The sequence below is a fragment of the Pseudomonas sp. AKS31 genome, from assembly GCF_023634765.1.
GTDB lineage: Bacteria > Pseudomonadota > Gammaproteobacteria > Pseudomonadales > Pseudomonadaceae > Aquipseudomonas.
This window is the reverse complement of the sequence record NZ_JAMLFX010000002.1, coordinates 27,099-53,283: the sequence shown is the minus strand read 5'-3', so window position 1 is coordinate 53,283 and position 26,185 is coordinate 27,099. Positions and strand designations below refer to the sequence as shown.

Genomic DNA, 26,185 nt, shown 5'->3' with positions numbered 1-26,185 from the left:
CGAGCAGGCTCGCTCCCACAGGGGTACGCATTTCAAAGGTGGGAGCGAGCCTGCTCGCGAAGGCGTCCAGTCAAACGCAGCATCATTTAGACATCAGCCACAAGGCTACAGCGCCTTGCGCCTTTGCCTACAACTACGCCAGAATCCGCCGGCTTGTGCGGCTTGGGGGCTGCCGGTAACTTGGTTCGCGTCACTGAATGTTCAGTGATCGGGTTTAGTCGCTCGGTAATCCACTTAAACTGCACAACGTTCCAGACAGTAGGTATTTCGATACCTCACTCAATGGTAGCTGTGCGCAGGGCGCCTTCGGGTGCGCCGGTTTTGGTGGAGTTCCCGGTCGACTAACCTGCGTATAGCTGCCACCTTTTCGTTTAGTCGCGAGGTGGTGTCAGCATCACTTTGGAAAACTACACCATGTTCAAAATCACGCCAAATCCGCCCGAAACAGACGCGGAAATCGATCCAAATCCAACGTCCCCCTATTCCACACCAGGCTCCAGAAAACTCCACGAAGCCGCCGAACGCGCCCTCGATCATTACCTGAAACCCACACCGCCGTCGCCACCGCGCAAACCCAGCACGATGTTCCTCGTCGACCCGAACACCGGCGCCGAAGACCTCATGGCCCACGCCTGCGAGTCCATGGCCTCGGCCAGCGTCATGCTCAGCGACTTCGCCGCCCTGCTCGACTCGCCCTACCGCAACACCGTGCTCGGCATCCAGCAAGTGGTCATGCTCGGCGAACTCGCGGTCAACCGCGCCCTCGACAAAATCGAACCCGCCCTGAGGCAATAACCATGTCCAACAAAACAGATGCACAAGTCGTCGCGGCACTGGTGGCCATGGGCTTCAACGAACGGGACGGACGCTGGGCACAGAACGCCTGCCTGGTGCTGTTCGAAAGCGAACGTGAAACCATCGTCGCCTCCGCCGTCACCGTCCTTCCCCAACTCGATGAATTGGAAATCGACGCCGTGCTACCCGCACTGCGCCGCGTAACCCGCCGGTTCCCCTCACTGCAAAAAACCGTGGCCGACACACTGGCCGAAATGGCCCACGCAGCCTGATTGACCGCGTGATCGTTCTTCGCGAGCAGGCTCGCTCTCACACTGGATCTGCGGTGCACTCAAATCCCATGAGCATCCGCGATCAACTGTAGGAGTGAGCCTGCTCGCGATGGCTTCCTTTCTGCTAACAAATATCTGAAAACCAGACCATAGGAAGGCCCGAGCGAGTTGGCGTACCTTTTAAGCATCAATCCTCATTTTTTACACTTGTAACAACGGTCGCAATTTCAGACCGTTCCTACATCTATCAAATACCCATTCATTTAGCGTCCGCATCGTTTTCTGACGATAGAACAAGGACGCTCATGGCGCGAAAGACAGACAGACCTCGGGTTCAAAATCCACCGGCCGGTGACGGACACCACATCACTAGCCGCTACATGACCGACAGCGAGTTGGCAGAGCGGGAAGCTAGACAAACCGCCTATGACGACATGCTTGCCAGACAGCAAGCCTACGAAAATAGCCAAATCAAACAGCCACAACAGCCTATGCCCGATGCAAAAGGTTGCGTGTTCGCTAAAAGCTGCCAACTTCCGGATGGTGTAATCAACCATGTCAGTAGTACCGGATTTATTCCGGTCGAGAAGTTGGCTGATTTTGGAGAGTTGTCTTTGTTGGGCGGCCGCGAACGAGACACTGCTGGCAACATCCCGCTGAAAAAAGTAGGAGGCCGTAATTTTCCAGCTGCGGCAGGAACGCTTTTATTAGCTACGACTACCACTGCAAGCCCAGGCGCAAGTGCAGTGAGTGGTGCAAGTGCAGTGACGGGAGGTGTTGTCGCTGGTGCATTGCTCGGCATGGTTGCTCTGCTTTGGCCTTCGAGTTTGGGCGACAGTTCGCTATACACAGAAGAACAACTTAAATCAGTTGAGAAAGGTCGCACTCGTGTCCGATTGCGTTTAGAACAACAGGCAGACGGCACCTTGAAAGGATATGGGTACAACACCCAGACGCGCAGCGATTGGGAGATGATTCCTGTCGTACGGTTCGTGAAGCGAGGCACCCAGCAAGTCGCAGATTTCGGCAATGGGGCAACACTGATTTGGACTCCCGCCGTAGACACCAGCGGTACATCGAAAATTCCACCGCTGGAAGGCGCACCGCAAATACCCCAGATCTGGATTTACCCGCCGACTGAGCAAGCAGACAAGATCATCGTTAATCCGGCTTACCCGCCTGAGTACCGAGATTTCATCCTTGTTTTTCCTGCAAACTCGGGAATTAAACCCCTTTACATTGTTTTGGCGCTTGAGTTCGATGCAGCCAGCTACCACGGCAAAACAGATACATCCATAAAAAGTAAAGGACCAACCAATGGTCAGGAAGCGCTAGAAAACTCGGTTCAGGTCAAACCTACATCACCACGTAGAATCGGAATTGATCCAGAAACAAATGAGCTAGTCGTCTTCGATCGCACGGGTGGAGATGTCTACCACGGCCACGTAAGGCCATGGGATAAACTTCACCAAGATATGAAAAATGCGCTGATCAAGGCTAAAAAAGTAGACAACAAAGGCAGAGTCCTGGGAGATACAAAGTGAGCCTCATCTATCAAGACCCATCCATAAGCCATGACGAGGCCATAAGACTCCTTGCCAGCGACACGGATGCAAACGTAATCGCCGCACTCGTATCCATTGGCCTGAATGAAACCGATAGAAATTGGGCTCAGGACATCTGCCTGAAATACCTCACCAGCAAAACCGAAACAATTGTGGCCGCTGCGGCTACTGCACTCGGGCACATCGCTCGCCGACATGGCGAAGTGGATACAGAAACTGTTTTTTCGGCACTTGAGTCGGCTAGGCGAACACATCCTTCTTTGCAGGGGATCATCGAAGACACGCTTGACGATATAGACGTATTCACCTGACCTCCCCTGACTACATTTGGATGAAGTAACGAACTTCATCCAAATCGACACCCCAAATCTCAATCCTCCCGCGTCAACACTTCCAACAACTCAATCTCAAACACCAGATTCGAATTCGGCGGGATCTTGCCCATCGTTCGCTCGCCATACCCCAGATGCGCCGGCACCAGCAATTTACGCTTGCCACCCACTTGCATCCCCATCAAACCTTGATCCCACCCCTTGATCACCCGCCCCGTGCCAATCACACACTGAAAAGGTTTGCCACGGCTGTAGGAAGAATCGAACTCGCTGCCGTCTTCCAGCCAACCCCTGTATTGGGTGGTGATCAGCGCGCCTTTGACGGCGGCTTTGCCTTCGCCGATCTGAAGATCGATTACCTGCAGTTCATCATTCATAACATTCACTCTATTGTTCAGCCGGCCGCCGTTTTCCCAGAAATGCAGTGGATTGGCAACCTGCAAGCAACGATCAACGTGGTATCCGAACCGAGCATTGAAGCATTAACATAGCCAACCGCCACTACTTCTCGGATCAATCTCCCATGCTGGCAAAGCCCGAATGACTCTGTTCTGGATCAGCCTTGCCGTGGGCGTGATCATGCTCGCCGTCATCGCATTGCTGCTGTGGCGCGAACGCGATTTGCGCAGGCAGCTTGCGCAGTACCGGGATCTGCTGACGCGGGTCACCGACGGTCAGCGCATTCATCAGGACGGCGACGTCGAGCGCTTCAAGCGCAGCCAGTACTTTGCGCGCATTGGCACCTGGGACTGGGAAGTCGACACGGATCGGCTGTACTGGTCGGATGCGATTTACGGCATGTTCGGCTTCAAGATCGGCGAGATCACACCGTGCTATGCGTTGTTCTGTTCTTGTGTCCATCCCGATGACCGCATCAAGGTGCGCGAAGGCGAACTGCGTTGCCTCGAAACCGGCGAAAACCACGATGAGGAATACCGCGTGGTGTGGCCCGACGGCACGATTCGCTGGCTGCGGGAAACCGGCAACGTGGTGCGCAACGACCACGACGCGGTGGTCAAAATGATGGGTGTGGTGCGCGACATCACCGAAGAAAAAGCCTCGGCCAGCTACCTGCAACACCTCGCCCACTTCGATCCGCTGACCGGCCTGCCCAATCGCCTGGTGCTGGAACAACGTTTGTCCGAAGCACTGGATCACGCCCGACAAACCAACACTCGCGTGGCGCTGGTATTCGTCGACCTCAACGGTTTCAAAACCATCAACGACCGCTACGGCCATGCCGCCGGCGACCGGGTGCTGATCACCACGGCCACTAGGCTGAAACGCATCCTGCGCGCCACCGATACCGTTGCGCGCATTGGCGGCGATGAGTTCGTGGTGATCCTGCAAGACCTGGCCCCAGGCCTGAGTTTGCAGGACGAAGCTCGCAGCATCTGCCAGAAAATCTTCATCGAACTGTCGCCACCGATCAGCATCGGCAACGACCAGCGCCACATCGGCACCAGCCTTGGGGTGGCGGTGTTTCCGGATCATGCGACGGCGATGGATCGGTTGCTGCACATCGCCGATCTGGCGATGTATGAGGCCAAGCGCAGTGGTAATAATCAGTATCGATTGGGTGGAGAAAGCCCCGCGCGGGTGCAGGCGCAGGGCTTTGAGATCCGCTCTTAACGCTCGACCGGTTTCATCTCGACAATCGTACCGTTGGTGATCATCACCATCACGTACTTGTCGTTGATCTGCACCCACTGCGCCTGGTCGATCGGTGCTTTCAGGCCTTTGGCTTTCCAGTTTTGCAGGGCCTTGTCCTTGCGCTGATACATTTCAGGCGCACGGTCGTTGACCTTCAGTTCGCGGTCGCTGGTCGGGGATTGGACGGCTTGTTCATTCGAGGTTTGCGCCGCTTGAACAAGTGGGCTGATCCCGGCAATGCCGGCGACGAGGGCCAGGCTGGCGATTAGGGTTTTGCTGTTCATCGGTGAACCTCCTGAGATGTGTGCTACCTGAACTCGGACTGCCGGGTTCGGGAAACATTCCTTGTTTTTTTGCGTGTGCTGGCTGGGGATTGTAGTTGTCTGTGAGGCCGCTATCGCTGGCAAGCCAGCTCCCACAGGGTTTGTTGGTGTTGCAGGAACAGTAGGCACACCGATGAAACTGTGGGAGCTGGCTTGCCAGCGATGGGGCCTGCACATTCAACATCTCATTGCCTGACAAACCGCCATCGCTGGCAAGCCAGCTCCCACAAGGTTTTGTGGTGTTGCAGGAACAGTGGGCACACCGATGAAACTGTGGGAGCTGGCTTGCCAGCGATGGGGCCTGCACATTCAACATCTCATTGCCTGACAAACCGCCATCGCTGGCAAGCCAGCTCCCACAGGGTTTTGTGGTGTCGGCAAAATCAGTAGGCACACCGTAGAAAATGTGGGAGCTGGCTTGCCAGCGATGGCGTCGGCACATTCGACATCTTCATTGCTTGGGCCACCGCTTTCGCGAGCAGGCTCGCTCCCACAATGGTCTGCGGTATCGGCATAGACGGATTGATCCACTTTGCACATCAATCCATGCCAACAATGCAATTAACAGATTGTTACATCTGCGCCACCATCCGCCTCAATAAAAACCGTGCGCCGCCCTCCCGTCGCGCACGTCATAAAAGCGGTGGAGTACTTTTCTATGACAGCCTCAATCCCACACAACGGCTCGCGGGCCGGCGCCATTTTCCGGGTGACCTCGGGCAACTTCCTCGAGCAGTTCGACTTCTTCCTGTTCGGCTTCTACGCCACGCAAATCGCGGCGGTGTTCTTCCCGGCGAGCAGTGAGTTCGCTTCCCTGATGATGACCTTTGCGGTGTTCGGCGCAGGTTTCTTGATGCGTCCGCTGGGCGCCATCGTGCTCGGTGCGTACATCGATGATGTCGGGCGGCGCAAAGGTTTGATCGTCACGCTGTCGATCATGGCCAGCGGCACGATCTTGATTGTGTTGGTGCCCGGTTACGAAAGCATCGGCCTGTTTGCACCCGCACTGGTGTTGATCGGGCGCTTGCTGCAAGGCTTCTCGGCCGGCGCGGAACTGGGCGGTGTGTCGGTGTATCTCGCCGAGATCGCCACGCCGGGTCGCAAAGGTTTCTTCACTGCTTGGCAGTCGGCCAGTCAGCAAGTGGCGATCATTGTCGCTGCCGCGCTGGGCTACGGGCTGAACCAGTGGATGGCGCCGGATGTGGTGGCCGATTGGGGCTGGCGGATTCCGTTTTTCGTCGGTTGCATGATCGTGCCGTTCATCTTTTTCCTGCGCCGTAACCTGGCGGAAACCGAAGAGTTCGCCGCACGCAAACACCGTCCGAGCATGGGCGAAGTGTTCCGCACCCTCGGCCAGAACTGGGGTGTGGTACTCGGCGGCATGTTGATGGTCGCGCTGACCACCACCGCGTTCTACCTGATCACCGTGTACGCACCGACCTTCGGCAAAACCGTGCTGCACCTGAGCACCTCCGATGCACTGCTGGTGACCCTGCTGGTCGGTGTGTCGAACTTCTTCTGGCTGCCGATTGGCGGCCTGTTGTCTGACCGTATCGGCCGTCGCCCGGTGCTGATCGCCATGTCGCTGCTGGCCCTGGCCACCACCTACCCGGCGCTGTCGTACCTGGTGCAGGCGCCAAGCTTCAGCCACATGCTGCTGTCGCTGTTGTGGCTGTCGTTTATCTACGGCCTGTACAACGGCGCGATGATTCCGGCGCTGACCGAGATCATGCCGGTGGAAGTGCGGGTTGCCGGTTTCTCTCTCGCCTACAGCCTGGCCACGGCGATTTTCGGTGGTTTCACCCCGGCGATGTCGACCTTCCTGATTCAGTACACCGGCGACAAAGCCGCACCGGGTTACTGGATGAGCATCGGCGCGCTCTGCGCTTTGTGCGCCACTCTTTATCTGTACCGCCGTGCCGGTGGTCGTCTGCAACCTGTCGCGGCCTGAGGAAAACTCGCCATGAAAAAACTGTTTACTGTCTCCGCCCTGCTCGCCGGTCTTGCGTTCAACCTCGCGGCCCAGGCCGAAGAATTGAGCGTGATGACCTCCGGGGGTTTCACTGCCGCCTACAAGATTCTCGGGCCGAAATTCGCTGCCGCCAGCGGCAACACCCTGACCACCAGCCTTGGCCCATCGATGGGCAAAGCCCCCGAAGCGATCCCCAATCGCCTCGCGCGCGGTGAACACGCCGACGTGGTGATCATGGTCGGCTACGCCCTCGATGACCTGATCAAGCAAGGCAAGGTCGACCCGGCCTCGCGCGTTGAGCTGGCCGATTCGCGGATCGGCCTGGTGGTGCGCGAAGGCGCGCCGAAACCGGACATCAGCAGCGTCGACGGCCTGAAAAAAACCTTGCTCGACGCGCAGTCAGTGGCCTACTCCGACAGCGCCAGCGGCGTGTACATCGAGCAGCAATTGTTCAAGAAACTGGGCATCGAAGAGCATTTGAAGCCGAAGTCCAAAATGATTCCGAAAGTCCCCGTAGGTTCGGTAGTTGCTACCGGCGACTATCAACTGGGCTTCCAGCAGGTCAGCGAATTGCTGCCAGTGCCGGGCGTGAGTTTCGTGGCAAAGATTCCGGAATCGGTGCAGTCGGTGACGCGTTTTGCCGCCGGGATTCCGGTCGGCGCGCAGCATCCAGAAGAGGCCAAAGCGCTGCTCGCTTACCTCGCCGCACCTGCCGCGCAAGCTGATGTGCAGGCCACCGGACTGGACTCGGTCAAGCGCTGATCGTAGGCGGCTGGACTTTCATTTCCACCACCAGCCGCTCCAGTTCCAATGCCGCCGGGGTCAACGTCCGACCCCGGCGCTTGATGATGCCGACACTGCGCATCACTTGCGGATCGGTCAGCGGCACCCGCGTCAGGATCGGATGATCCGGCCCCGGCATCGCCATCAGCGGCACCGCCGCCACACCCAGCCCCGCCTCCACCAGACCGATCATCGTCGTCACATGCCGGGTTTCGCAGATGCTCGAACGCTGCGGCACCACGCTACTCAACGCCTGATCGAGCAGAAAGCGGTTGCCGGAGGTCTTGTCCAGCGAGATGTAATCCTGCTGATAGAACTCATCCCACGTCACGCTGCTGCGCCCGGCCAACGGATGATCGCGTCGACAAGCGACGACGTAGCACTCCTGCACAAGCGGTTCGAACTCGACTTTGGCATCCTGCGTGCCGAGAAAACTCAAGCCGAAATCCGCCTCGCCATTGACCACCGCACTCAAGACATCGTGCGCGCTGGAGTCGAGCACTTTGACTTTGATCCGCGGAAACTGCTGGTGATAGCGCGCGACCACGCGGGGCATGAAGTAGTAGGCCGCCGAAGGCACGCAGGCAACGGTGACGTGGCCCAAACGCGTCGATGCGACTTCGCTGATACCCAGCAACGCCACGTCAAGATCATCAAGCAAGCGTTCGACACTGGGCATGAATCCGCGCCCGGCCTGGGTCAGGCTGACCTTGCGCGTGGTGCGTTCGAACAGTTTCACGCCGAGGGCATCCTCGAGCTTTTCGATGCGCCGGCTCAGCGCTGGTTGCGACAGGCGCACGGTGTCGGCGGCCTTGCGGAAACTGCCCTGCTCGACCACGGCGCGAAAAGCTTGCAGGTCGTTGAGGTCGAAGTTGATGGCCATGGCGGGACTCGGAGGATTGATTTGCAGAGGTTATAAATGTAACCAATTGATGCAACTTATTACAGACCACATGAAGATCCCCTGTAGGAACTGCCGCAGGCTGCGATCTTTTGATCTTGATTCTTTGGGGGCAAAAGCAAGATCAAAAGATCGCAGCCTCGTTGCACTCGACAGCTCCTACAGGGGATCTTCGGTGGATGAAAAGTCGCTGTAGCCCTTATCCTTGTCGCCCCCGCCGTACCGTTGTCAGGAGTAACCCCCATGCCCCATGAAGGCAATCTGTTGCAAGCCGCCGTCGTGTTTCTGTTCGCGGCCGTGCTCACCGTGCCTTTGGCCAAACGTCTGCAATTGGGTGCCGTGCTCGGTTATCTGTTTGCCGGGGTGATCATCGGCCCGTCGGTGCTGGGCCTGATCGGCAATCCGCAGAGCGTGGCGCATATTTCCGAACTCGGTGTGGTGTTGCTGCTGTTCATCATTGGCCTTGAGCTGTCGCCGCGACGCTTGTGGGTGATGCGCAAATCGGTGTTCGGCGTCGGGCTGGCGCAGGTGCTGCTGACCGCATCGGTGATAGGCGTGCTGGCGTTGTCGGTGTTTGGTCAGCCGCTGAACAGCGCGATTGTGCTCGGCCTCGGTCTGGCGCTGTCCTCGACGGCATTCGGTCTGCAAAGTCTGGCCGAACGCAAGGAACTGACCAGCCCCCACGGGCGGCTGGCGTTTGCGATTCTGCTGTTCCAGGACATCGCCGCGATCCCGTTGATTGCGCTGGTGCCGATGCTGGCCGGTGGTGCGCACGCCACCAGCAACGCCGAGAGTCTGAATCACGCATTGCAAGTGCTTGGCGGCATTGCGGTGGTGGTGGTCGGTGGCCGATATCTGCTGCGTCCGGTGTTCCGCGTGGTGGCGAAAACCGGTCTGCCGGAAGTGTCGACGGCCACAGCGTTGTTGGTGGTGATCGGCACGGCGTGGTTGATGGATCTGGTCGGCGTGTCGATGGCGCTGGGGGCGTTTCTTGCCGGTTTGCTGTTGGCGGATTCGGAATATCGCCATGAACTGGAAGCGCAGATCGAACCGTTCAAGGGCCTGCTGCTCGGGCTGTTTTTCATCAGCGTCGGCATGGGCGCCAACCTCAGCTTGCTGCTGAGTGCGCCGATTACTGTGTTGGGGCTGACGCTGTTGCTGATCGGTTTGAAATTGCCGCTGCTGTTTGTCGTCGGGCGTCTGGCCGGTGGCTTGAACAAGGTCAGTGCGATTCGCCTCGGTATCGTATTGGCGGCCGGTGGTGAGTTCGCCTTCGTGGTGTTCAAGATCGGTCGCGATCAGGGCCTGTTCGAGCCGCGTCTGTACGACTTGCTGGTGCTGACCATTACCCTGTCGATGGCGGTCACGCCGTTACTGCTGTTGATCTGCGCGCGGCTGGTCAGCCCGAAAGTGCAGCCGGTGGAAGTGCCGGAAAAATTCCGTCAGATCGACACTGACACCCCGCGTGTGGTGATCGCCGGCATGGGCCGGATGGGCCAGATCGTGGCGCGGATCCTGCGGGCGCAGAACATCAAATTTGTCGCGCTGGACACCTCGGTGGAAACAATTGAGCTGTCGCGCAGTTTCGGCGGTGTGCCGGTGTTCTACGGCGACCCGATGCGCGCGGAAATCCTCCATGCGGCAAAGGCCGGTGAGGCGGAATATTTCGTGATTGCCACGGACGATCCGGAGACCAACATCAAGACCGCCGAAGTGGTGCGCAAGCTGTATCCGCACATGAAGATCATCGCCCGGGCGCGTAACCGTCAGCATGTGCACCGCTTGGTCGATGTTGGCGCGGAGGCGATTCGGGAGACCTATTACTCCAGCCTGGAAATGAGCCGGCGCACCTTGGTCGGCCTCGGTTTGACCCAGGCCCAGGCCGATGCGCGGATCAAGCGCTTCAAGCACCACGACGAACAGGTGCTGGAGGCGCAACACGCGATCTACGACGACGCGGCGAAAGTCCTGCAAACCGCCCAGGAAGCCCGGGCGGAACTGGCGCGGTTGTTCGAATCCGACCAACTGGAAGAGGAATCACGCAACACCTGATGTATAGGAATCCTGTAGGAGCTGCCGAAGGCTGCGATCTTTTGATTTTGCTCTTAAAAAACAAGATCAAAAGATCGCAGCCTTCGGCAGCTCCTACATTGATTTTGTCAGCTCAAAAATACCCTTGCAGGCGACGGCCTACTGGGGGTCGTGTCAGGCCAGCTCGAGTTCGGACGCTTGCTTGACCGGCGCCACTGCAAACCGATCCGCGAGGAACGGCGTGATATCCAGCGGCAGCGGTTCATCGTTGACCAGTTTGTCCAGCAACACACCAGTAATCGCCGAGGTCAGAATCCCGGTGCGGAAGTGCCCGCAGGCATTCAGATACCCCTCCACCCCACGCATCGGCCCGAGTATCGGCAACTCATCCGGTGAGCCCGGACGCAAGCCCGCCCACGTGCGCTTCAAATTGACATCCTTGAGCTCCGGCAGACACCGCACTGCGCCCTGCACCAGCCCGGCGATTTCCGGGTAGGTGGTGGTGACGTCGAAGCCTTTGTCTTCGGTGGTGCTGCCGATCAGGATCTCGCCGTTGTCTTTTTGCGCCACGTAGCAGTCGCTGGTGGTCAGGCAGCCGTTGAGGATCTTCGGCATGCGCTCGGTCAGCAGAATCTGGCCCTTCACCGGCTTCACCGGGATACGAATACCCGTCGCCCATTCGCTCAGATCCGCCGCCCAGGCACCGCCGGCGTTGATCAGCGTCTTGCAGTGGAACACGCCCTCCTCGACCGTCTGCACACCGGTCACACGGCTGCCGTGATGCAACACGCCAGTGACATTGGTGTTGACGAAGATGTCGACGCCATTCTGCCGCGCGCCTTCAATGTAGGCATCGGCGAGGCGGAACGGGCTGACCTGATGGTCGCAGAGAAACTCCAGCGCCCCGCGTGCTTCATGGCTGACGCTCGGCTCTGACTCACGCAGCGCCGCTTGGTCGAGCCAGCGCACCTGATCAGCGAGGTGCGGAATGCAACCGACGATATGCTCGGCGTAGAGCCGGTCTTCGTCGTCATAAATGACGAATTTCAATCCGGTCTTTTCGAACTTGAAATCCATCCCGTGGTTGTCTTTCAGCTCACGGTGCAGCGCCGGGTACAGCGCGTTGGACTGCAAGGCAAACTCGAAGAACGACTCCGGCAGAATGTGCGGTGTGCTCGCGTCCACGGCCACCGCCGCGCCCTGGGTTTCGCGTTTACGGTTGGCTGACATCATGCGGAAGAAAATCACCCCGCAACCGAGGCCGACCGACTCACCGATCGCCCACAAACCACCGGCCGAAGCACGGGTGGCGTTGCCCGGACGTTTGGCATCGATCAGCGCGATCTTGAGGTTTTTGCGCTTGGACAATTGATAGGCGCAGGACGCCCCGATCACGCCGCCGCCGGCAATGATCACGTCATAAAACTTACTCATGGGCAGAGGCCTCCGTGCCGACGGACTGGAACGCGGAAAAAGGAATCGGATCGATCGGGAAACGCGGACGCAGCCAACCGACGTCCTTGCGGCCGGTGGCCTGACGCAAACGGTCGCTGCAATAGCCGACACACATGCGCCCCTGGCAATCGCCCATGCTCACGCGGGTGCGCATTTTCAGGCTGGCGATGTCCTGCACGCCCTGCTCCAGCGCCAGGTCGATGTCGGCGCGGGTCGCGTGTTCGCAACGGCAAATCACCGTGTCGGCGGCGGGCAATGCGGTCTGGCCGACGCCACGTTCGGTGTAGCGATCCACCGCCGCGCGGAAACGCACGATGGCTTTGAGTTTGCTCAAGTAGCGGTCGCGACGCACACGCGCCAATTCTTCTTCGAGCACGCCACGTTGCAGCAGAATCGAGGTGGCGGCGATCTTGCCGGCGAGCATCGCCGCTTCACCGCCGCGAATCCCGCCCATATCGCCGGCCAGGTGCACGTGGGGTTCGTTGCTTTGCTGCCAGACATTCGAGTTGGCGCGCAGATAACCGTCGTCGCTGAAGCCGTGATCCAGGCCCATTTGCTGGCTCAGTTGGGTGCGCGGAATAAAGCCGTAACCGACCGCCAGGGTCTTGGCTTCGAAGCGCTCGACGCGGCTCATGTCCGGTTCCCAAGTGGCCGAGTACGGCGCGACGCTGACGCTTTTCAGCTCGCCCTCGCCGTGGGCTTCGACTACGCCCCAGCCGTAATTCATCGGGATGCCGTGCAATTTCAGGTAGGCAAGCATGCTCAAACCGTCAAGAAACAGCTGCGGCTTGTTCAGCAACGCCAGACTTTCGCGGGCAATCTTGCCGAACGCGCAGGCCTCATACACGCCCGCGACGCTGACGCCCGAGGCATGCAACTGCGTCGCCACCAGCGGCAGCAACGGCCCGGTGCCGGCGATGATCACCGGCCCCTGCGGCTTGACCACACCACTTTTGATTTGCAGTTGCAGACCGCCGAGCATGATCACCCCCGGCAATGTCCAGCCGGGAAACGGCACGCTGCGTTCATGGCAACCGGCAGCCAGGAGCAACTGCGGATACTCGATCTCGTGCAATTGTTCGTCGCCATCCAGCACCACCAGCGCACGAGTGCCTTCGGCGCCGACCACGCGATGGTTGAGGCGCACATCGATCAGCCCGGCCTGCTCCTGAAAATCACCGTGCAGTTTGCCCAGTGCTTCGGAGTAACGCGGGCCGAGATAATCCAGCTGCACGCCGTCACGCAGTGGCCCGCGATAGACCACGCCGCCAAGGCGCGAAGCTTCTTCGAGCAAAGTGCAGCGCACACCGTGGCGCGCCAGTTCAATGGCCGCCGCCATCCCCGCCGGGCCGCCGCCGACGATTACCGGTTGCTGGCTCATACAGCCCCCTCTTGCGGGGTGATGCGATTGACCTGGGTTTCGATCTGCATGCCATCACGCACCACGGTCTGGCAGGCACGGCGTTTGTGCCGGCCATTGATTTTCACCAGACAGCACTGGCACACGCCCATGCCGCAATAGGCGCCGGTGATCTGGTTGTGATCGTTGCGTGCGACCTGGCGCACGCCGAGGGACTGGATAACGCTGAGGACGGTTTCGCCGATGGCGGCGGTGACCGCTTGACCGTTGATGTGGACGGTCATGTCCGCCTGCGCCAACGGCTGGATATCGAAGGTTCTTTCTAGGCAGTGCATTGCAATGTTCATCCGTGAGGGTTCGGTTGAGGTGGTGTCAGCTCCTTGCTGCACTACTCCGTGTCGACGCATTTATTGTGGCTGTGATTGATGCGTCGACGCAGCTACTTCGTCAGCGCAACAAGGTGCGCGAGAAGCACTGTAGTTCATACCTCAGCAAAGGCCTGGAACATTTACGTTAGGCGATATCGCCCGACGAAATATTGATCCAGGCCAGTGAAGCGGTTGGATTGTCCAACGAGGTCGCCAGAAAGCAAAAAGCCGCTTCCACCCGAAGGTGGAAACGGCCGAGGCATGCGCCTCAATCGAGCAATCAGTGTACGAACAGGGCGATCAGGATGATGATCGGGATCGGTACGCCGAGGAAAAACAGCAGTAGTGAGCGCATGGTCATGCTCCTTGTTTAACGGACTGGAGTGGTCGTGGTGTAAGTCTCGACTTCTACGTACTCGACGGCATCCCGACGACGACCGCCGAAAGTGGCCGCGAGGCTGGCGAAGAAGGCACCGGCCAACAGCGAGACGAACATCCACAGCGAGGTCCAGGCAGCGACTTTCGCAGCGGTGTCGGCGGCTTGTTGCGCTTTGACTTTGGCGTCGGCCAGGGCTTTCTGGGTGCGGGCGTAGATTTCATCGACGCGACGCTCGGCATCGGCCTGAGTCAGGTTGGTGCGTTGGGCGACCAGTTGCGCGAGGTAGGTACGGTCTTCGGCACTCAACTGACCGTTGGCCAGGCTTTGCGCGAAGATGCGGGCCACGGCCCCATGGGCTGCATCATCGCTGACGGAGGCCGGACGGTCATCGCGGAACAGGCTGTCGATGTAGTAACCGTACTGATTGCTGTCGGTGTTCGCCGCAGCCGTACCGGCCGCTTGGGTCATGGCACTGGCTGCGCCGCCAGCGACACTGGCACCGGCCTGCACACCACCGCTGATTACACTGCTGACCGAACCGACCACCAGCACTGCGGTAACCAATGTAGCCACGCACCAGGCAAGGAAGCCGTGCGCGGTGTCGCGGAAATACACTTCGTCACCGTGCATGTTCGCCCACTTCACCCGCAGGCGACCGGCGATGTAGCCCCCCATGCCGGAAGCGATGATTTGCGTCAGTGCCAGCCAGACAATCGTCGAAATGCCCAGGCCCTTGGCGCTGACGCCCTCTCCGGCCCACGGTGAAACGGCAGAGAAACCCAAACCGAATCCGAGCAGGACCAGAATCATCGACAGTGCCGCGGCAGCCGCAGCACCGGCGAAGATCGCGCCCCAGGACACTCCCGAAACGCTGCTCGACTCTTCAACGGCGGGATAAAACCCATCAGAGGATCTATTCATTGTTGTTCTGCTCCAGGCATGAAAAATGGTGTTACAACTCGTCAGCAGAGGAATTGCAGCGACCGTGCCAGTCGAACAAATTAAATAAACCCTTATATTTCAGATATTTAGAAAGAATGAACTTCCTCAGACCTTGCAAATTGCAACAACGGCCGGATAACAGCGGGTTTTATGCATTGGCCCCAAGTATCAATAGCGCTGCAAATCTGCGTTTGTGACAGGTGAACATGAAAGTTAATTTAAAGCGTCAGCGGAATTTCTTGGCAAAATGCTGCCATTCCGTTTGAACCGATCAGCAGGCCTGCCTATGACTCGTATCTTGACCATCGAAGACGACGCCGTGACCGCCCGGGAAATCGTCGCCGAACTGAGCAGCCACGGACTGGAGGTCGACTGGGTCGACAATGGCCGCGAAGGCCTCGACCGCGCCGTGAGCGGCAATTACGACCTGATTACCCTCGACCGCATGTTGCCCGAACTTGATGGCCTGGCCATCGTCACCACCTTGCGCACCATGGGCGTGGCCACGCCGATACTGATGATCAGCGCCCTCTCCGATGTCGATGAGCGCGTGCGCGGCTTGCGCGCTGGCGGTGATGATTACCTGACCAAACCGTTCGCCACCGATGAAATGGCCGCGCGCGTTGAAGTGTTGCTGCGCCGGCAGAACAGCGGCGCCACTCAGGCGACAACGCTGCAGGTGGCCGACCTCGAATTGGATTTGATCAGCCACGAAGCGCGCCGCGCCGAACAAGTGCTGACGCTGCTGCCGACCGAGTACAAGCTGCTCGAATTCCTCATGCGCAACAGTGGCCAGATCCTCTCGCGGATGATGATTTTCGAAGAGGTCTGGGGCTATCACTTCGACCCTGGCACAAACCTGATCGACGTGCATATCGGCCGTCTGCGCAAGAAGATCGACGCCGCCGGCCATGTGCCGCTGATCCGCACGGTACGGGGCTCGGGCTATGTCATTGCCGAACCCGTCTGACGGCTGGCGCTCCTCCAGCAGCCGTTTGCTGGCGCTGTACAGTTCGCTGTTCGTGGCCTGGAGCGCGATCCTCATGGGGGTCATGTATTACGAGGTCTCCGGCTACCTCGACAACCTCGCCAAACACTCGCTGATGCAACGTCAGCACCTGTTTTCGCACTTTCGCGGCGAACAACTGGAAGACGCCCTCGCCGCCAGCATGACCTTCGACATTCGCGGCATCGACGCCTACGGCCTGTTCGATGCGCAAGGCGTCTATCTAGGTGGCGCGTTGCAGCAGATCCCCGAAGGCTTGCCGCTGGACGGCAAGATCCACATGCTCGCCGAATGCGCCGATTCCGATGACCCGACCCTGCCCAATGACAGCTGCGACGCGGTGGCCACGCAAACCCGCGACGGTCGCTGGCTGGTGTTGCTGCGCGACAACGGCTCGCTGTTCGCCGTCACGCGGATCATTTTGCATGCGTTGTTCTGGGGCGTGTCGCTGACGATTCTGCCGGGGATTGCCGGTTGGCATTTGCTGCGCCGTCGGCCGTTGCGACGCATCCGGGCGATTCAGGACAGCGCCCAGGCGATTGTTGCCGGCGACCTGACCCACCGTTTGCCACTGTCCAATCGCCGCGATGAACTGGACATGCTCGCGGCCATCGTCAACGCCATGCTGGAGCGCATCGAGCGCTTGATGAATGAAGTCAAAGGCGTCTGCGACAACATTGCCCATGATCTGCGCACGCCACTGACGCGCCTGCGCGCGCAGTTGTATCGCATGCAGCAACAGGCCGGCGAAGGCTCGCAGGAAGCAGCGCAACTGGATCTGGTGCTGGCCGAAGCGGACACGCTGATGGCGCGGTTTCGCGGGTTGTTGCGGATTTCCGAACTGGAAGATCGCCAGCGCCGTTCAGGTTTTGTCCAGCTCGACCCGGTGCAATTGCTGGAAGAACTGCATGCGTTTTATCTGCCACTGGCCGAAGAAGGCGAGCTGCGTTTCGAGCTGAACATGCCGGAAACCCTGCCGCCGCTCAACGGTGATCGAGCGTTGCTGTTCGAGGCGCTGGCGAATCTGTTGAGCAACTCGATCAAGTTCACCCCCCCGGGCGGCACGGTGATGCTGCGCGGGGTGAACGCCGGTGGGCAGACGCGGATTGAAGTCCACGACTCAGGGCCGGGAATTCCAGAGGCTGAGCGTGAGGCGGTGTTCCAGCGTTTCTATCGCGCCGAGGGTGGGCAGCCGCAAGGTGGCTTTGGCTTGGGGCTGTCGATTGTGGCGGCGATTGTCAGCTTGCATGGCTTCAGTCTTGAAGTCGGCAGCAGTGATCTCGGTGGGGCAAAACTGGTGTTGGATTGCCGGCAGAGCCTGATCGAAAATTCCTGATTCCCCACTGGAAAGCCATCAATGTGGGAGCGAGCCTGCTCGCGAAAGCGGTGTGTCATTCAACAAAAATGTTGCCTGACAGTCCCTCTTCGCGAGCAGGCTCGCTCCCACAGGTTATTGTGGTGGATGATTAAGCTGGGTAATTGGCGCGAAGTGCCTCAAGGCCACCCTGATAGATGCCGTTAAACAACGCCACCACTTCCTCATCGCTCACGCCTTTGGCGTTGAAACGCCCCGACCACGTGACCCGTGCGCCCTGCCCCTGGGCTTCGACCTTGATCGTCGCCAGGTAATCAGTCGCCGGGAACGGTGCCTGTTCGATCGAATAGCTGTAAGTCTTCGCTGCGTTGTCGAACGCTTGCAGTCGCTCGATCACCACCGCGCCGTCAGCGGTTTGCAGGGTGCGCACACGGCCGCCGTCGCTCAGCTCACTGTTGGGAATAAACGGCAGCCAATCGGGCAGCGTGTTGAAGCCGCCGATCAATTGCCAGACCTGATCGGCCGAGGCCGGAATATCGATGGTTGCAGATGCTGTTGGCATAAATAAACGTCTCTCCAGAATTCAGATGGTCAGGCTGTCGACCACGCCGCCGTCGACGCGCAACGCGGCGCCAGTGGTGGCCGAGGACAGCGGCGAAGCGATGTAGGTCACCAGGTGCGCGACTTCTTCAACGTCCGCCACGCGCTGGATGATCGAGGTCGGGCGGGCCTTGCGCACAAAGGCGTCGGCTTCATCGCGCAGGTTGCGCCCGGATTCGGCGGCGGCCTCCTTGAGCATGTCTTCCAGGCCGTCGGTGAAGGTCGGCCCCGGCAGGATCGCATTGACGGTGACCCCGGTGCCAGCCAGACGTTTGGCCAGACCGTGGGACACCGCCAGATTGGCGCTTTTGGTCACGCCGTAGTTGATCATGTCGGCTGGCGTGGCCACGCCGGATTCCGAAGACAGGAAGATCACCCGGCCCCAGCCCTGCTCGACCATCGCTGGCACGTAATGCCGCGCCAGGCGCACGCCGGAAATCACATTGACCTCATAGAAGCGCGTCCACTCGCTGTCCGGCGTATCGAAGAAATCGACGTCATTAAAGATGCCGAGGTTGTTCACCAGAATGTCGGCACGCGGCTCAGCGGCGAAGAGTTTTTGCGCGCCTTCGGCCGTGCCCAGATCCGCAGTCAAACCACGCAATTGTGCCCCCGGCACTTTCTGCCGAATGCTCGCCAGCGCCTGCTCGACCTTGGCCGTATCGCGGCCGATCACCACCACGGTGGCGCCGGATTCGGCCAGCGACTGGCTGATGCCCAGACCAATGCCGGCGGTGCTGCCGCTGACGATGGCCAGTTTTCCACTCAGATCAATCTTCATGCTTTCACCTCATCGATTGGCAATGGTGCACGTTCGGAAACCAGTTGGGCGTCGCGCATCGCCTGCCAGAAACCGGCAGGAATGATCGCCGACAACGCCGCGACATCTTCAGCGATACGACCGGGTTTGCTCGCCCCGGGAATCACCGCAGCGACTGCGGGGTTGGCCAGCGAAAACTGCAGCGCGGCGGCTTTGATATCGACGTTGTAAGCGGCGGCGACGCGTTTGATCTGCTCCACTTTGGCGATGACCTCAGGGCTGGCCTGCTGGTATTCGAAATGCGAGCCGCCAGCGAGAATGCCTGAGCTGTAAGGGCCACCGACAACGATTTCAACGTTCTGCGCACGGGCCGCATCCATCAACCGTTGCAGCGGACGCTCGTGATCCAGCAGCGTGTAGCGCCCGGCCAACAGGAAGCCATCCGGCTGCGCTTCGCTGAGGTCGAGGGTCAGCTCGCACGGCTCGACTTTATTCACGCCCAGGCCCCAGCCTTTGATCACGCCTTCTTCGCGCAACCGGGTGAGGACTCTGAAGGCGCCGGTGCGGGCCTGATTGAAGTATTCCAGCCATTGATCGCCATAGAAGTCCTGCGCGATGTCGTGCACCCAGACAATGTCGAGGCGATCGGTTTGCAGGCGTTTGAGGCTGTCTTCGATCGAGCGCAGGGTGGCGTCGGCGCTGTAGTCGTTGACGATCTTGTTCGGGAGGCCGTGTTCGAATACGCCACTTTTTTCGCCGAGATCGCGGGCGGCAGCGTCTTCCACTTCATCGAGAATCACCCGGCCGACCTTGCTGCTCAGCACGTAGTCGTCGCGCTTGTATTGCTTCAAAGCCTCGCCGAGGCGGATCTCCGACAGACCGGAGCCGTAGAACGGCGCAGTGTCGAAGTAGCGCACACCGGCATCCCACGCGGCATGCACAGTGGCTTGCGCTTCTTCTTCGGGAATGGCGCGGAACATGTTGCCCAGTGGCGCAGTGCCGAAGCCCAGTTGCCCGGGCAGTTTGTCTTTCAAGCTCATTGGATTGTCCTCATAGGTTCGGGGTCTGCGTGACCGTTGAGCAGATCCTAGATGGCGACACCGAGACCGTCCAAGACATAATGCGCAGCACTTGAGTCCCTATAGGTCTGACATGATCGACATCCGCCAATTGCGCTACTTCGTCGTGGTCGCCGAGGAAGAACACGTCGGCCGCGCCGCCGAACGGCTGCATATTTCCCAGTCGCCCCTGAGCCGACAGATCGCCCAGCTCGAAGAGCGCCTGGGCCTGACGTTGTTCGAGCGCAGTCAGCAACGCATTCGCCTGACCCGCGACGGCCAGACTTTCCTCGCCGAAACCCGCGCCCTGCTCACCCACGCCAATCGCCTGGAATCCCTCGGCAAACGTCTGGGCCGTGGCGAAGAAGGCGGTTTGTGCATCGGCTATATCGAGAACGCCATGCACGCCGGGGTTCTGCCCAATGCCTTGCGCGTGTTGCGCGCCGATCGTCCCAACGTCCACGTCGCGCTGTACAACCTCAGTTCCACCGAGCAATTGGAAGGCTTGCGAGAGCGTAGTCTCGATATCGCGCTGGTGAGCGAGCCGCCGACCGATGACGATGCGGATCTGTTGAGTTTCCAGGTGCTCGATGACCCGATGCTGCTGGCGTTGCCGGAACAGCATCCGCTGGCGCAGCGAACTGTTTTGAGCCCGCAGGACTTGGCCGATCAGGAATGGATCGGCGTGCAGCCGCGTCAGGACGCCAACGATGAGTTTGTCAGCGCCTGCATCCGCGCCGGCTTCACCCCCGATGTGCGCATGCAGGCCACCGAACCGTTTACCGCGCTGGGGTTGGTCGCGTCGGGGCTGGGAATTGCGATGATTCAAAAGGGGTTGAGCCATAACTCACCGCCGGGCGTGGTGTTGCGCGAACTGCCGTGGCTGACCTTGACCACGCCATTGTGGGCGGCGTGGCACCGGATCAATTTGCGGCCGTTGGTCGAGACCTTCCGCAAAGTCCTGACTGACGACAAGGTATCTGCTGACTGACATGGCCCCTTCGCGAGCAGGCTCGCTCCCACAGGTTTTGCGGTGGATCTACACTCATCGGATACGCCCCCAGCCGTGAGTTGACCATGAGAATGTCCGCACAAATGACCGTCGTCGCGGTACTCGCCACCCTCGCCTACCTCGGCCTGGCGGTGTGGGGCATTGGCGGTGTGGCGATGTTCTTTTCCCACGGTTCGCTGGTAATTGTCGCACTGGCGACAGTGGCCATGGTGATCGCTTCGCTGTTCAGCGAGGTCAACCTCAGCGCTGGCGAGCGTGAAGACCGCGCCAATCGCTGGGTGATTCCGGCGTTTGGTGTGATCGGCCTGGTCAGTGGTTTTCTGCCGGCCTATTGCGACCGGGTCAACTTCTGGACGCTGGGCGGAGAAGGCGTGCGCTGGCTCGGCGCGCTGCTGTTTATCATCGGTGGCGTGCTGCGGTTGTGGCCGGTGTTTGTGCTGGGACGGCGGTTCAGCGGACTGGTGGCGATTCAACCGGGGCATCGCTTGGTGACCGATGGCATTTACCAACGGCTGCGCAATCCGAGTTATCTAGGGCTGGTGATCAATGCCGTGGGCTGGGCATTAGCATTTCGTTCGGTGGTTGGCTTGATACTGGCAGCGCTGACGCTGATCCCGTTGATTGCCCGGATTCATTCGGAAGAAGCCCTGCTGCGGGCGCAGTTTGGCGCAGAGTACGAGGCTTACTGCGCACGGAGCTGGCGTTTGGTGCCTGGTGTTTACTGACCGAAAACCACCGCATCCCCTGTGGGAGCTGGCTTGCCAGCGATAGCGGTGGTTCAGTCAAATTTATAGTGACTGACAGGGCCTCATCGCTGGCAAGCCAGCTCCCACAGGGGCTGTGTTGTGTCAGTTTTTTTGCAGGTGAAGCTGGCCGTCGCTGTCGACTTTGACCTGCACTGCAGCATAACTGGCCAGCGTCGCATGGGCTGTTTCCAGCGGATGCTGATGCGTCGTGGTGATGATCATCAACGGCGCACCGGCGGCTTCGGCAGCCTGAATACCGACCGTGGCGTCTTCGAAAATCAGGCAATCACGCGCGTCCAGACCAAGGCGTTTGGCCGCCAGTAAATAACCGGCCGGATCAGGTTTGCCGGCCTTCACATCTTCCGCGGTGATCATCACTGCGGGCTCCGGAATCCCTGCCGCCGCCATGCGCCGCAACGCCAGATCCCGTGGCGCCGACGTCACCATCGCCCAGCGATCAGCGGGCAGGCTGTTGAGAAACGCCGCCGCGCCGGGAATCTCGACAATGCCTTCAACGTCTTCGATTTCCGCCGCGGTGATGAACGCCGCTTGTGCCTCGGCATCCACCCCCGGCAGGTTCAGGCGGGTGATGGTGTCGATCGCGCGCGCACCATGAATGGTCGGCAGAAAGGTTTCCACATCGACGCCATGGCGCACGGCCCAGGCTGCCCAGATCCGCTCGGCGGCGGCGATGGAATTGAGGACGGTGCCGTCCATGTCGAACAGAAACGCGCCGAACGCGCGATTGAATAAAGCGTCGTGAGCAGACAAAGGGTCGCATCCTCTGGCAAAAGACCGGGCGGGCAATGTAGCACTTGCCCGCTCGATTCACCCAGGGTCAGTGCAGGCGCGGTGCCTTGGACTTGAAAGCACTGTCAACGCAGTCGAGCAACTGCCCAATGGCCCAAGGCTTTTTGATGAACGCCACCGGATGCTTGACCCCTGAGGTTTCGGGCGTTTCATAGCCGGACATGACCATCACCGGTTTATCCGGCCAGCGGTCGCCGACCAGGTTGGCCAGACCGGCCCCGTTTATTTTGCCAGGCATGGTGATGTCGGTGAGCAGCAGCCCCACTTCCTGCGCATGCTCGTCGAGATAAAGTTTGGCCTCATCTGCGCTGGTATGGGGCTCGACTTTAAAACCTTCCTCCTGAAGAATTTCGCAAAGAAACTCCAGAATCAACGGATCGTCCTCAACCACCAGAATCAACCCGCCAGGAAGGTGCGCGCTCGGCGTCGGTGTTGGGCTCATGAACTGACACTCCCTGAATTGCATTAACAATTTAGCGGCTCGAATCCGCTGCTTAACTGGTATGAGCAGCGGGCTCTGCAGAAATTCATTTTTGATACAGGTCTTTTGCGAAAGGCGGTTTTTGCCCCTCGGCGGCAATCGTTCGCGACGGCGTATTTGTGGTTAAAATGCCGGCCCTTTTGCTTGCCGATCCCGACCGATGAACCCTGAAGCCCTCGCCACCCTCCACGCCCACCTGCTGCCGGCCCTCGCGGCCGCACCGAGCGAAACCCGTCGCCTGTTTCACGGGCGCGGCCGCTGCTGGGCCGGGCTGGAGCAGTTGACCGTGGACTGGCTGCAAGGCGTGCTGCTGGTGTCGCTGTTCAAGGAACCGGCGCCTGAGCAACTGGAAAACCTCAAAGCGTTGCTGCTGGAACTCACCGGTTCCGCCGGATGGAAACAGTCTGGCGCACACACGTTGCTGATCCAGCATCGCTATTTGCCGCAGAGCACTGCCGAATGGCTGCTCGGTGAAGAGATCGACGAAATGAGCATTGTCGAGGGCGGCTTGCAGTACCGCGTCGACCTGGGGCGCAAACAGAACGCGGGACTGTTTCTCGACATGCGTTACGGGCGCAACTGGGTGCGCGAACAGGCCAGCGGCAAACGCGTGCTCAATCTGTTTGCCTACACCTGCGGTTTTTCCGTGGCGGCCATCGAGGGTGGCGCCAGTCATGTAGTCAATCTGGACATGTCCCGCGCCGCCCTGAGCCGGGGCCGCGACAACCATCGTCTGAACGGCCATGACCTGAGTAAAGTCAGCTTCCTCGGCCACGACCTGTTCAAGTCCTGGGGCAAGGTGATCAACAGCGGCCCGTATGACCTGGTGATCATCGATCCGCCGTCGTTCCAGAAAGGCAGTTTCCTGCTGACCAAGGATTACCAGCGCGTGCTGCGTCGTTTGCCGGAATTGCTCACGGCGCAAGGCACCGTGCTGGCGTGCATGAATGATCCGGCGTTTGGTCCGGACTTTCTGATTGATGGCGTGACCCAGGAAGCGCCGAGCCTGCGCTTTGTAGAGCGGCTGGAGAATCCGCCGGAGTTTCCGGACATTGACCCTGAAAGCGGCCTCAAGGCTTTAGTCTTCCAGCGCACCCCCTGAAACCCCGAAGATCCCCTGTAGGAGCTGCCGAAGGCTGCGATCTTTTGATTTTGCTTTTAAAAACAAGATCAAAAGATCGCAGCCTTCGGCAGCTCCTACATTTGGATATCGTGCACTGAGCAATGGGCAAGGTCAGTTTTGGCGCAACACCAGCGCAAACAACTCACCATGCCCGGTGACATTGAGCTTGTGATACAGGTTGCGCCGATGCACCTTGACCGTCTCCGGCGAGATGCCCATCTGCTGGGCCATCGCCTTGCTGGAGAAGCCCTGCAAGATCAGCCGCGCGGTGTCGACTTCGCGCACCGTCAGCCGTGCATCGAAGCGGTCAAGCAGGGTCGCCAGATCACCGACCAGCGTTTCCGCCACCGCGCCTTGCGGCGGCAGCAATTGCGCATGCCGACGCATCGCCGCCAACACCCAGTCACGCACGCACAGCAACCGGCCCTGCTCGGCCATGTCGAACGGCGTCGAACGGCCCAATGACAAACCGAGCACGCCGCCCTCGACGTTGATCATGAACTGCAACTCGTCCTCGCCCACCACCGAACGAAAGTAACTCTGGTAATACTCACTGTGCAGAAACTGGTCCGGGGCCACCGAGGCCAGGCTGTGCAAGCCGTCGGCAATACCGGTCGACGCGGTTTGATAGAACGGATCAAGCAGGTACATGCCGGCGCTGTAACCGGCCAGCTCCTCTTGTTCGTCCGCGTGGCCCTTGCTGTCGAAGTCGATCAGCAACTGCGGCGCCTGCCCGGCCTTCATCAGCGCCACCAGCGCGTTGTCCAGCGGCACCAGCAGCCGCAACGTGTCCACCAGCGCACGCCAGAAACCGTCCTGACCGACTCCGGCAAATACCCGCGCCAGGCTTTGATGCACTGGCAGTTCCTGCAGCAACGCGTCCACGCACTACCCCTTTTGAGTAACCCATGATGGGAATGGGTCAAGCGTGACCGGCCCGATAGGCTGACCACTCCTGTTCATCACCGGCCTGCACAGGCCAGGAGTGCCGCATCATGCGTGGTCACCGTGGCTGTATCAACCTCAGCATAAAACTGGGCCTGCTGGCCGGTTTCAGCGCCAGCTCAATCGCCATGGCCGCCGACGCGCCGAGCGTGCACGTCTACAACTGGTACGACTACATCGGCCCGACCACCCTCCACGATTTCCAGCGCGACAGCGGTATCCAGCCGGTCTACGACACTTTCGACAGTGCCGAAGTCCTCGAAGGCAAACTGATGACCAGCCGCAGCGGCTACGACGTGGTGGTGGCGAGCAACTTCAGCCTGCCGACGCTGATCAAGGCCGGCGCCCTCGCGCCGCTGCCGCGCGAGCAACTGCCGGGCTGGAAGAGTCTCGATGCCGATCTGCTGGCGAAACTGGCCAACAACGACCCCGGCAATCAATACGCGGTGCCGTACCTGTGGGGCACCAACGGCATCGGCTACAACGTCGACAAGGTGCGCGCGGCGTTAGGCGACAAGGCGCCGGTGGATTCGTGGGACCTGGTGTTCAACGCAGACAACCTCGCCAGACTCGACCAGTGCGGTGTGGCGATGCTTGATTCGCCATCGGAGATGCTGCCGGTCGCCCTGCACTATCTCGGCTTGCCACCGAACAGCACCGATCCAGAAGACTATAAAAAAGCCGAAGCGCTGTTGCTGAAACTGCGCCCGCACATTGCCTACTTCAACTCGTCGAAATTCATCAGTGATCTGTCCAACGGCAACATCTGCGTGGCGGTGGGTTGGTCGGGCGCGATGCTCGAAGCCAAGACCAATGCCGAGCAAGCCAACAACGGCGTGAAGATCGCCTACAGCCTGCCCAAGGAAGGCGCGCCGGTGTGGTTCGACACGCTGGTACTGCTCAAGGACGCGCCGAACCGGCCGCAAGGGCTGGCCTTTATCGACTATCTGCTGCGCCCCGAGGTGATCGCGCCGGTCAGTGATCATCTGTCCTACCCCAATGGCAATCGCGCGGCGACAGCGCTGGTGGCCGCCGCCACACGGGACAACCCGGCGGTTTATCCATCGGCCACGGCGATGGCCACGCTGTACACGCTTGAGCCTTTGCCCAAAGCCACCGAACGCGTGCGCACGCGGGTATGGAGCAAGGTCAAGAACGGCCAATAACCCCTTTTGAATATTCCACAAAACCCTGTGGG

At 59.8% G+C, this 26,185-nt stretch carries 27 protein-coding genes; 14 read left to right on the top strand and 13 right to left on the bottom strand.

The window, feature by feature from the left end; translation table 11 throughout:
- Positions 1-414 precede the first annotated feature (414 nt).
- The 4 genes from M9827_RS06345 (at position 415) to M9827_RS06330 (ending at position 2,943) form a co-directional block, all read left to right on the top strand.
- A complete protein-coding gene (locus M9827_RS06345) occupies positions 415-795 on the top strand; it encodes a DUF6124 family protein (protein WP_095118306.1) in 381 nt (126 codons plus the stop codon).
- 2 nt (positions 796-797) lie between these two features.
- Complete coding sequence (locus M9827_RS06340) at positions 798-1,067, top strand: hypothetical protein (protein WP_007915053.1); 270 nt, start codon at positions 798-800, stop codon at positions 1,065-1,067.
- 305 nt (positions 1,068-1,372) lie between these two features.
- Positions 1,373-2,611 carry an S-type pyocin domain-containing protein gene (locus M9827_RS06335; protein WP_250604333.1) on the top strand — a complete coding sequence of 413 codons (1,239 nt, stop codon included), beginning with the start codon at positions 1,373-1,375 and terminating at the stop codon, positions 2,609-2,611.
- Positions 2,608-2,943, top strand: a complete 336-nt coding sequence (locus M9827_RS06330) for a hypothetical protein (protein WP_250604331.1) — start codon at positions 2,608-2,610, stop codon at positions 2,941-2,943. The genes M9827_RS06335 and M9827_RS06330 overlap by 4 nt, the downstream gene beginning before the upstream one ends.
- Before the next feature lie 59 nt (positions 2,944-3,002).
- Here M9827_RS06330 and M9827_RS06325 read toward each other — a convergent pair whose 3' ends face one another.
- On the bottom strand, positions 3,003-3,341 hold the full coding sequence (locus M9827_RS06325) for an FKBP-type peptidyl-prolyl cis-trans isomerase (protein ID WP_250605456.1): 339 nt from the start codon (positions 3,339-3,341) through the stop codon (positions 3,003-3,005).
- 163 nt (positions 3,342-3,504) lie between these two features.
- On the opposite strand from M9827_RS06325, the gene M9827_RS06320 reads away from it, so the two are divergent.
- Positions 3,505-4,596, top strand: coding sequence for a sensor domain-containing diguanylate cyclase (locus M9827_RS06320; RefSeq protein WP_250604329.1), 1,092 nt, complete (start codon positions 3,505-3,507; stop codon positions 4,594-4,596).
- Here the strand turns inward: M9827_RS06320 and M9827_RS06315 are convergent.
- Positions 4,593-4,901: an RcnB family protein gene (locus M9827_RS06315; protein ID WP_250604327.1), complete on the bottom strand. Its 309-nt coding sequence runs from the start codon at positions 4,899-4,901 to the stop codon at positions 4,593-4,595. The genes M9827_RS06320 and M9827_RS06315 overlap by 4 nt on opposite strands.
- Before the next feature lie 697 nt (positions 4,902-5,598).
- On the opposite strand from M9827_RS06315, the gene M9827_RS06310 reads away from it, so the two are divergent.
- Both M9827_RS06310 and M9827_RS06305 read left to right on the top strand, forming a co-directional pair.
- Positions 5,599-6,891: an MFS transporter gene (locus tag M9827_RS06310; RefSeq protein WP_250604325.1), complete on the top strand. Its 1,293-nt coding sequence runs from the start codon at positions 5,599-5,601 to the stop codon at positions 6,889-6,891.
- Between the two features lie 12 nt (positions 6,892-6,903).
- A complete protein-coding gene (locus M9827_RS06305) occupies positions 6,904-7,674 on the top strand; it encodes a substrate-binding domain-containing protein (protein WP_250604323.1) in 771 nt (256 codons plus the stop codon).
- Here M9827_RS06305 and M9827_RS06300 read toward each other — a convergent pair.
- The gene (locus M9827_RS06300; protein ID WP_250604321.1) at positions 7,664-8,578 is read right to left on the bottom strand and encodes a LysR family transcriptional regulator; all 915 of its coding nucleotides are present in this window, start codon (positions 8,576-8,578) and stop codon (positions 7,664-7,666) included. The two genes, M9827_RS06305 and M9827_RS06300, sit on opposite strands and share 11 nt — an antisense overlap.
- Before the next feature lie 261 nt (positions 8,579-8,839).
- On the opposite strand from M9827_RS06300, the gene M9827_RS06295 reads away from it, so the two are divergent.
- On the top strand, positions 8,840-10,648 hold the full coding sequence (locus M9827_RS06295; RefSeq protein WP_250604319.1) for a monovalent cation:proton antiporter-2 (CPA2) family protein: 1,809 nt from the start codon (positions 8,840-8,842) through the stop codon (positions 10,646-10,648).
- 153 nt (positions 10,649-10,801) lie between these two features.
- Here M9827_RS06295 and hcnC read toward each other — a convergent pair whose 3' ends face one another.
- From hcnC to M9827_RS06275, 4 genes are all read right to left on the bottom strand, one after another.
- Positions 10,802-12,061: a cyanide-forming glycine dehydrogenase subunit HcnC gene (gene hcnC, locus M9827_RS06290; RefSeq protein ID WP_250604317.1), complete on the bottom strand. Its 1,260-nt coding sequence runs from the start codon at positions 12,059-12,061 to the stop codon at positions 10,802-10,804.
- Positions 12,054-13,463 carry a cyanide-forming glycine dehydrogenase subunit HcnB gene (gene hcnB, locus M9827_RS06285; RefSeq protein ID WP_250604315.1) on the bottom strand — a complete coding sequence of 470 codons (1,410 nt, stop codon included), beginning with the start codon at positions 13,461-13,463 and terminating at the stop codon, positions 12,054-12,056. The genes hcnC and hcnB overlap by 8 nt, the downstream gene beginning before the upstream one ends.
- The gene (hcnA, locus tag M9827_RS06280; protein WP_250604313.1) at positions 13,460-13,777 is read right to left on the bottom strand and encodes a cyanide-forming glycine dehydrogenase subunit HcnA; all 318 of its coding nucleotides are present in this window, start codon (positions 13,775-13,777) and stop codon (positions 13,460-13,462) included. The genes hcnB and hcnA overlap by 4 nt, the downstream gene beginning before the upstream one ends.
- Positions 13,778-14,180: 403 nt before the next feature.
- The gene (locus M9827_RS06275; protein ID WP_250604311.1) at positions 14,181-15,110 is read right to left on the bottom strand and encodes a hypothetical protein; all 930 of its coding nucleotides are present in this window, start codon (positions 15,108-15,110) and stop codon (positions 14,181-14,183) included.
- Between the two features lie 307 nt (positions 15,111-15,417).
- Between M9827_RS06275 and M9827_RS06270 the strand changes: the two genes are divergently transcribed.
- Positions 15,418-16,101 carry a response regulator transcription factor gene (locus M9827_RS06270; protein ID WP_007914996.1) on the top strand — a complete coding sequence of 228 codons (684 nt, stop codon included), beginning with the start codon at positions 15,418-15,420 and terminating at the stop codon, positions 16,099-16,101.
- Entirely contained in the window at positions 16,079-17,473 is a 1,395-nt protein-coding gene (locus M9827_RS06265; protein WP_250604309.1) for a sensor histidine kinase, read from the top strand. Before M9827_RS06270 ends, M9827_RS06265 begins: the two co-directional genes overlap by 23 nt.
- 130 nt (positions 17,474-17,603) lie before the next feature.
- On the opposite strand, the gene M9827_RS06260 is transcribed toward M9827_RS06265, so the two are convergent.
- From M9827_RS06260 to M9827_RS06250, 3 genes are read right to left on the bottom strand one after another with little or no spacing between them, the layout of a single operon-like run.
- Positions 17,604-18,014: an SRPBCC family protein gene (locus tag M9827_RS06260; protein WP_250604307.1), complete on the bottom strand. Its 411-nt coding sequence runs from the start codon at positions 18,012-18,014 to the stop codon at positions 17,604-17,606.
- A 21-nt stretch (positions 18,015-18,035) separates the two neighbouring features.
- A complete protein-coding gene (locus M9827_RS06255) occupies positions 18,036-18,833 on the bottom strand; it encodes an SDR family NAD(P)-dependent oxidoreductase (RefSeq protein WP_095048022.1) in 798 nt (265 codons plus the stop codon).
- A complete protein-coding gene (locus tag M9827_RS06250; protein ID WP_250604305.1) occupies positions 18,830-19,852 on the bottom strand; it encodes an aldo/keto reductase in 1,023 nt (340 codons plus the stop codon). The genes M9827_RS06255 and M9827_RS06250 overlap by 4 nt, the downstream gene beginning before the upstream one ends.
- A gap of 112 nt (positions 19,853-19,964) precedes the next feature.
- Between M9827_RS06250 and M9827_RS06245 the strand changes: the two genes are divergently transcribed.
- Both M9827_RS06245 and M9827_RS06240 read left to right on the top strand, forming a co-directional pair.
- Positions 19,965-20,861 (top strand): LysR substrate-binding domain-containing protein, encoded by an 897-nt coding sequence (locus M9827_RS06245; protein ID WP_250604303.1) that lies wholly within the window; start codon positions 19,965-19,967, stop codon positions 20,859-20,861.
- An 86-nt stretch (positions 20,862-20,947) separates the two neighbouring features.
- Positions 20,948-21,607 (top strand): methyltransferase family protein, encoded by a 660-nt coding sequence (locus M9827_RS06240; protein ID WP_250604301.1) that lies wholly within the window; start codon positions 20,948-20,950, stop codon positions 21,605-21,607.
- Between the two features lie 123 nt (positions 21,608-21,730).
- Here M9827_RS06240 and M9827_RS06235 read toward each other — a convergent pair whose 3' ends face one another.
- Positions 21,731-22,399, bottom strand: a complete 669-nt coding sequence (locus tag M9827_RS06235; protein WP_250604299.1) for an HAD family hydrolase — start codon at positions 22,397-22,399, stop codon at positions 21,731-21,733.
- A 67-nt stretch (positions 22,400-22,466) separates the two neighbouring features.
- Entirely contained in the window at positions 22,467-22,880 is a 414-nt protein-coding gene (locus M9827_RS06230; RefSeq protein ID WP_250604297.1) for a response regulator, read from the bottom strand.
- A 199-nt stretch (positions 22,881-23,079) separates the two neighbouring features.
- Between M9827_RS06230 and M9827_RS06225 the strand changes: the two genes are divergently transcribed.
- On the top strand, positions 23,080-24,021 hold the full coding sequence (locus M9827_RS06225; protein WP_250604295.1) for a class I SAM-dependent methyltransferase: 942 nt from the start codon (positions 23,080-23,082) through the stop codon (positions 24,019-24,021).
- A gap of 132 nt (positions 24,022-24,153) precedes the next feature.
- Here M9827_RS06225 and M9827_RS06220 read toward each other — a convergent pair whose 3' ends face one another.
- Positions 24,154-24,927, bottom strand: a complete 774-nt coding sequence (locus M9827_RS06220; protein ID WP_250604293.1) for a LuxR C-terminal-related transcriptional regulator — start codon at positions 24,925-24,927, stop codon at positions 24,154-24,156.
- 110 nt (positions 24,928-25,037) lie between these two features.
- On the opposite strand from M9827_RS06220, the gene M9827_RS06215 reads away from it, so the two are divergent.
- Complete coding sequence (locus tag M9827_RS06215; protein ID WP_284676796.1) at positions 25,038-26,153, top strand: extracellular solute-binding protein; 1,116 nt, start codon at positions 25,038-25,040, stop codon at positions 26,151-26,153.
- The last annotated feature ends 32 nt before the right edge of the window (positions 26,154-26,185 follow it).

Excerpts from the sequence above, each read along its gene's own strand:
- M9827_RS06245 (WP_250604303.1), top strand. The coding sequence starts at position 19,965 with ATGATCGACATCCGCCAATTGCGCTACTTCGTCGTGGTCGCCGAGGAA.
- M9827_RS06240 (WP_250604301.1), top strand. The coding sequence starts at position 20,948 with ATGAGAATGTCCGCACAAATGACCGTCGTCGCGGTACTCGCCACCCTC.
- M9827_RS06270 (WP_007914996.1), top strand. The coding sequence starts at position 15,418 with ATGACTCGTATCTTGACCATCGAAGACGACGCCGTGACCGCCCGGGAA.
- M9827_RS06310 (WP_250604325.1), top strand. The coding sequence starts at position 5,599 with ATGACAGCCTCAATCCCACACAACGGCTCGCGGGCCGGCGCCATTTTC.
- M9827_RS06250 (WP_250604305.1), bottom strand. The coding sequence starts at position 19,852 with ATGAGCTTGAAAGACAAACTGCCCGGGCAACTGGGCTTCGGCACTGCG.
- hcnC (WP_250604317.1), bottom strand. The coding sequence starts at position 12,061 with ATGAGTAAGTTTTATGACGTGATCATTGCCGGCGGCGGCGTGATCGGG.
- M9827_RS06265 (WP_250604309.1), top strand. The coding sequence starts at position 16,079 with ATGTCATTGCCGAACCCGTCTGACGGCTGGCGCTCCTCCAGCAGCCGT.
- M9827_RS06275 (WP_250604311.1), bottom strand. The coding sequence starts at position 15,110 with ATGAATAGATCCTCTGATGGGTTTTATCCCGCCGTTGAAGAGTCGAGC.
- M9827_RS06335 (WP_250604333.1), top strand. The coding sequence starts at position 1,373 with ATGGCGCGAAAGACAGACAGACCTCGGGTTCAAAATCCACCGGCCGGT.
- M9827_RS06340 (WP_007915053.1), top strand. The coding sequence starts at position 798 with ATGTCCAACAAAACAGATGCACAAGTCGTCGCGGCACTGGTGGCCATG.
- M9827_RS06315 (WP_250604327.1), bottom strand. The coding sequence starts at position 4,901 with ATGAACAGCAAAACCCTAATCGCCAGCCTGGCCCTCGTCGCCGGCATT.
- M9827_RS06300 (WP_250604321.1), bottom strand. The coding sequence starts at position 8,578 with ATGGCCATCAACTTCGACCTCAACGACCTGCAAGCTTTTCGCGCCGTG.
- hcnA (WP_250604313.1), bottom strand. The coding sequence starts at position 13,777 with ATGCACTGCCTAGAAAGAACCTTCGATATCCAGCCGTTGGCGCAGGCG.
- M9827_RS06305 (WP_250604323.1), top strand. The coding sequence starts at position 6,904 with ATGAAAAAACTGTTTACTGTCTCCGCCCTGCTCGCCGGTCTTGCGTTC.
- M9827_RS06295 (WP_250604319.1), top strand. The coding sequence starts at position 8,840 with ATGCCCCATGAAGGCAATCTGTTGCAAGCCGCCGTCGTGTTTCTGTTC.
- M9827_RS06255 (WP_095048022.1), bottom strand. The coding sequence starts at position 18,833 with ATGAAGATTGATCTGAGTGGAAAACTGGCCATCGTCAGCGGCAGCACC.
- M9827_RS06215 (WP_284676796.1), top strand. The coding sequence starts at position 25,038 with ATGCGTGGTCACCGTGGCTGTATCAACCTCAGCATAAAACTGGGCCTG.
- M9827_RS06345 (WP_095118306.1), top strand. The coding sequence starts at position 415 with ATGTTCAAAATCACGCCAAATCCGCCCGAAACAGACGCGGAAATCGAT.
- M9827_RS06230 (WP_250604297.1), bottom strand. The coding sequence starts at position 22,880 with ATGAGCCCAACACCGACGCCGAGCGCGCACCTTCCTGGCGGGTTGATT.
- M9827_RS06225 (WP_250604295.1), top strand. The coding sequence starts at position 23,080 with ATGAACCCTGAAGCCCTCGCCACCCTCCACGCCCACCTGCTGCCGGCC.
- M9827_RS06320 (WP_250604329.1), top strand. The coding sequence starts at position 3,505 with ATGACTCTGTTCTGGATCAGCCTTGCCGTGGGCGTGATCATGCTCGCC.
- hcnB (WP_250604315.1), bottom strand. The coding sequence starts at position 13,463 with ATGAGCCAGCAACCGGTAATCGTCGGCGGCGGCCCGGCGGGGATGGCG.
- M9827_RS06260 (WP_250604307.1), bottom strand. The coding sequence starts at position 18,014 with ATGCCAACAGCATCTGCAACCATCGATATTCCGGCCTCGGCCGATCAG.
- M9827_RS06325 (WP_250605456.1), bottom strand. The coding sequence starts at position 3,341 with ATGAATGATGAACTGCAGGTAATCGATCTTCAGATCGGCGAAGGCAAA.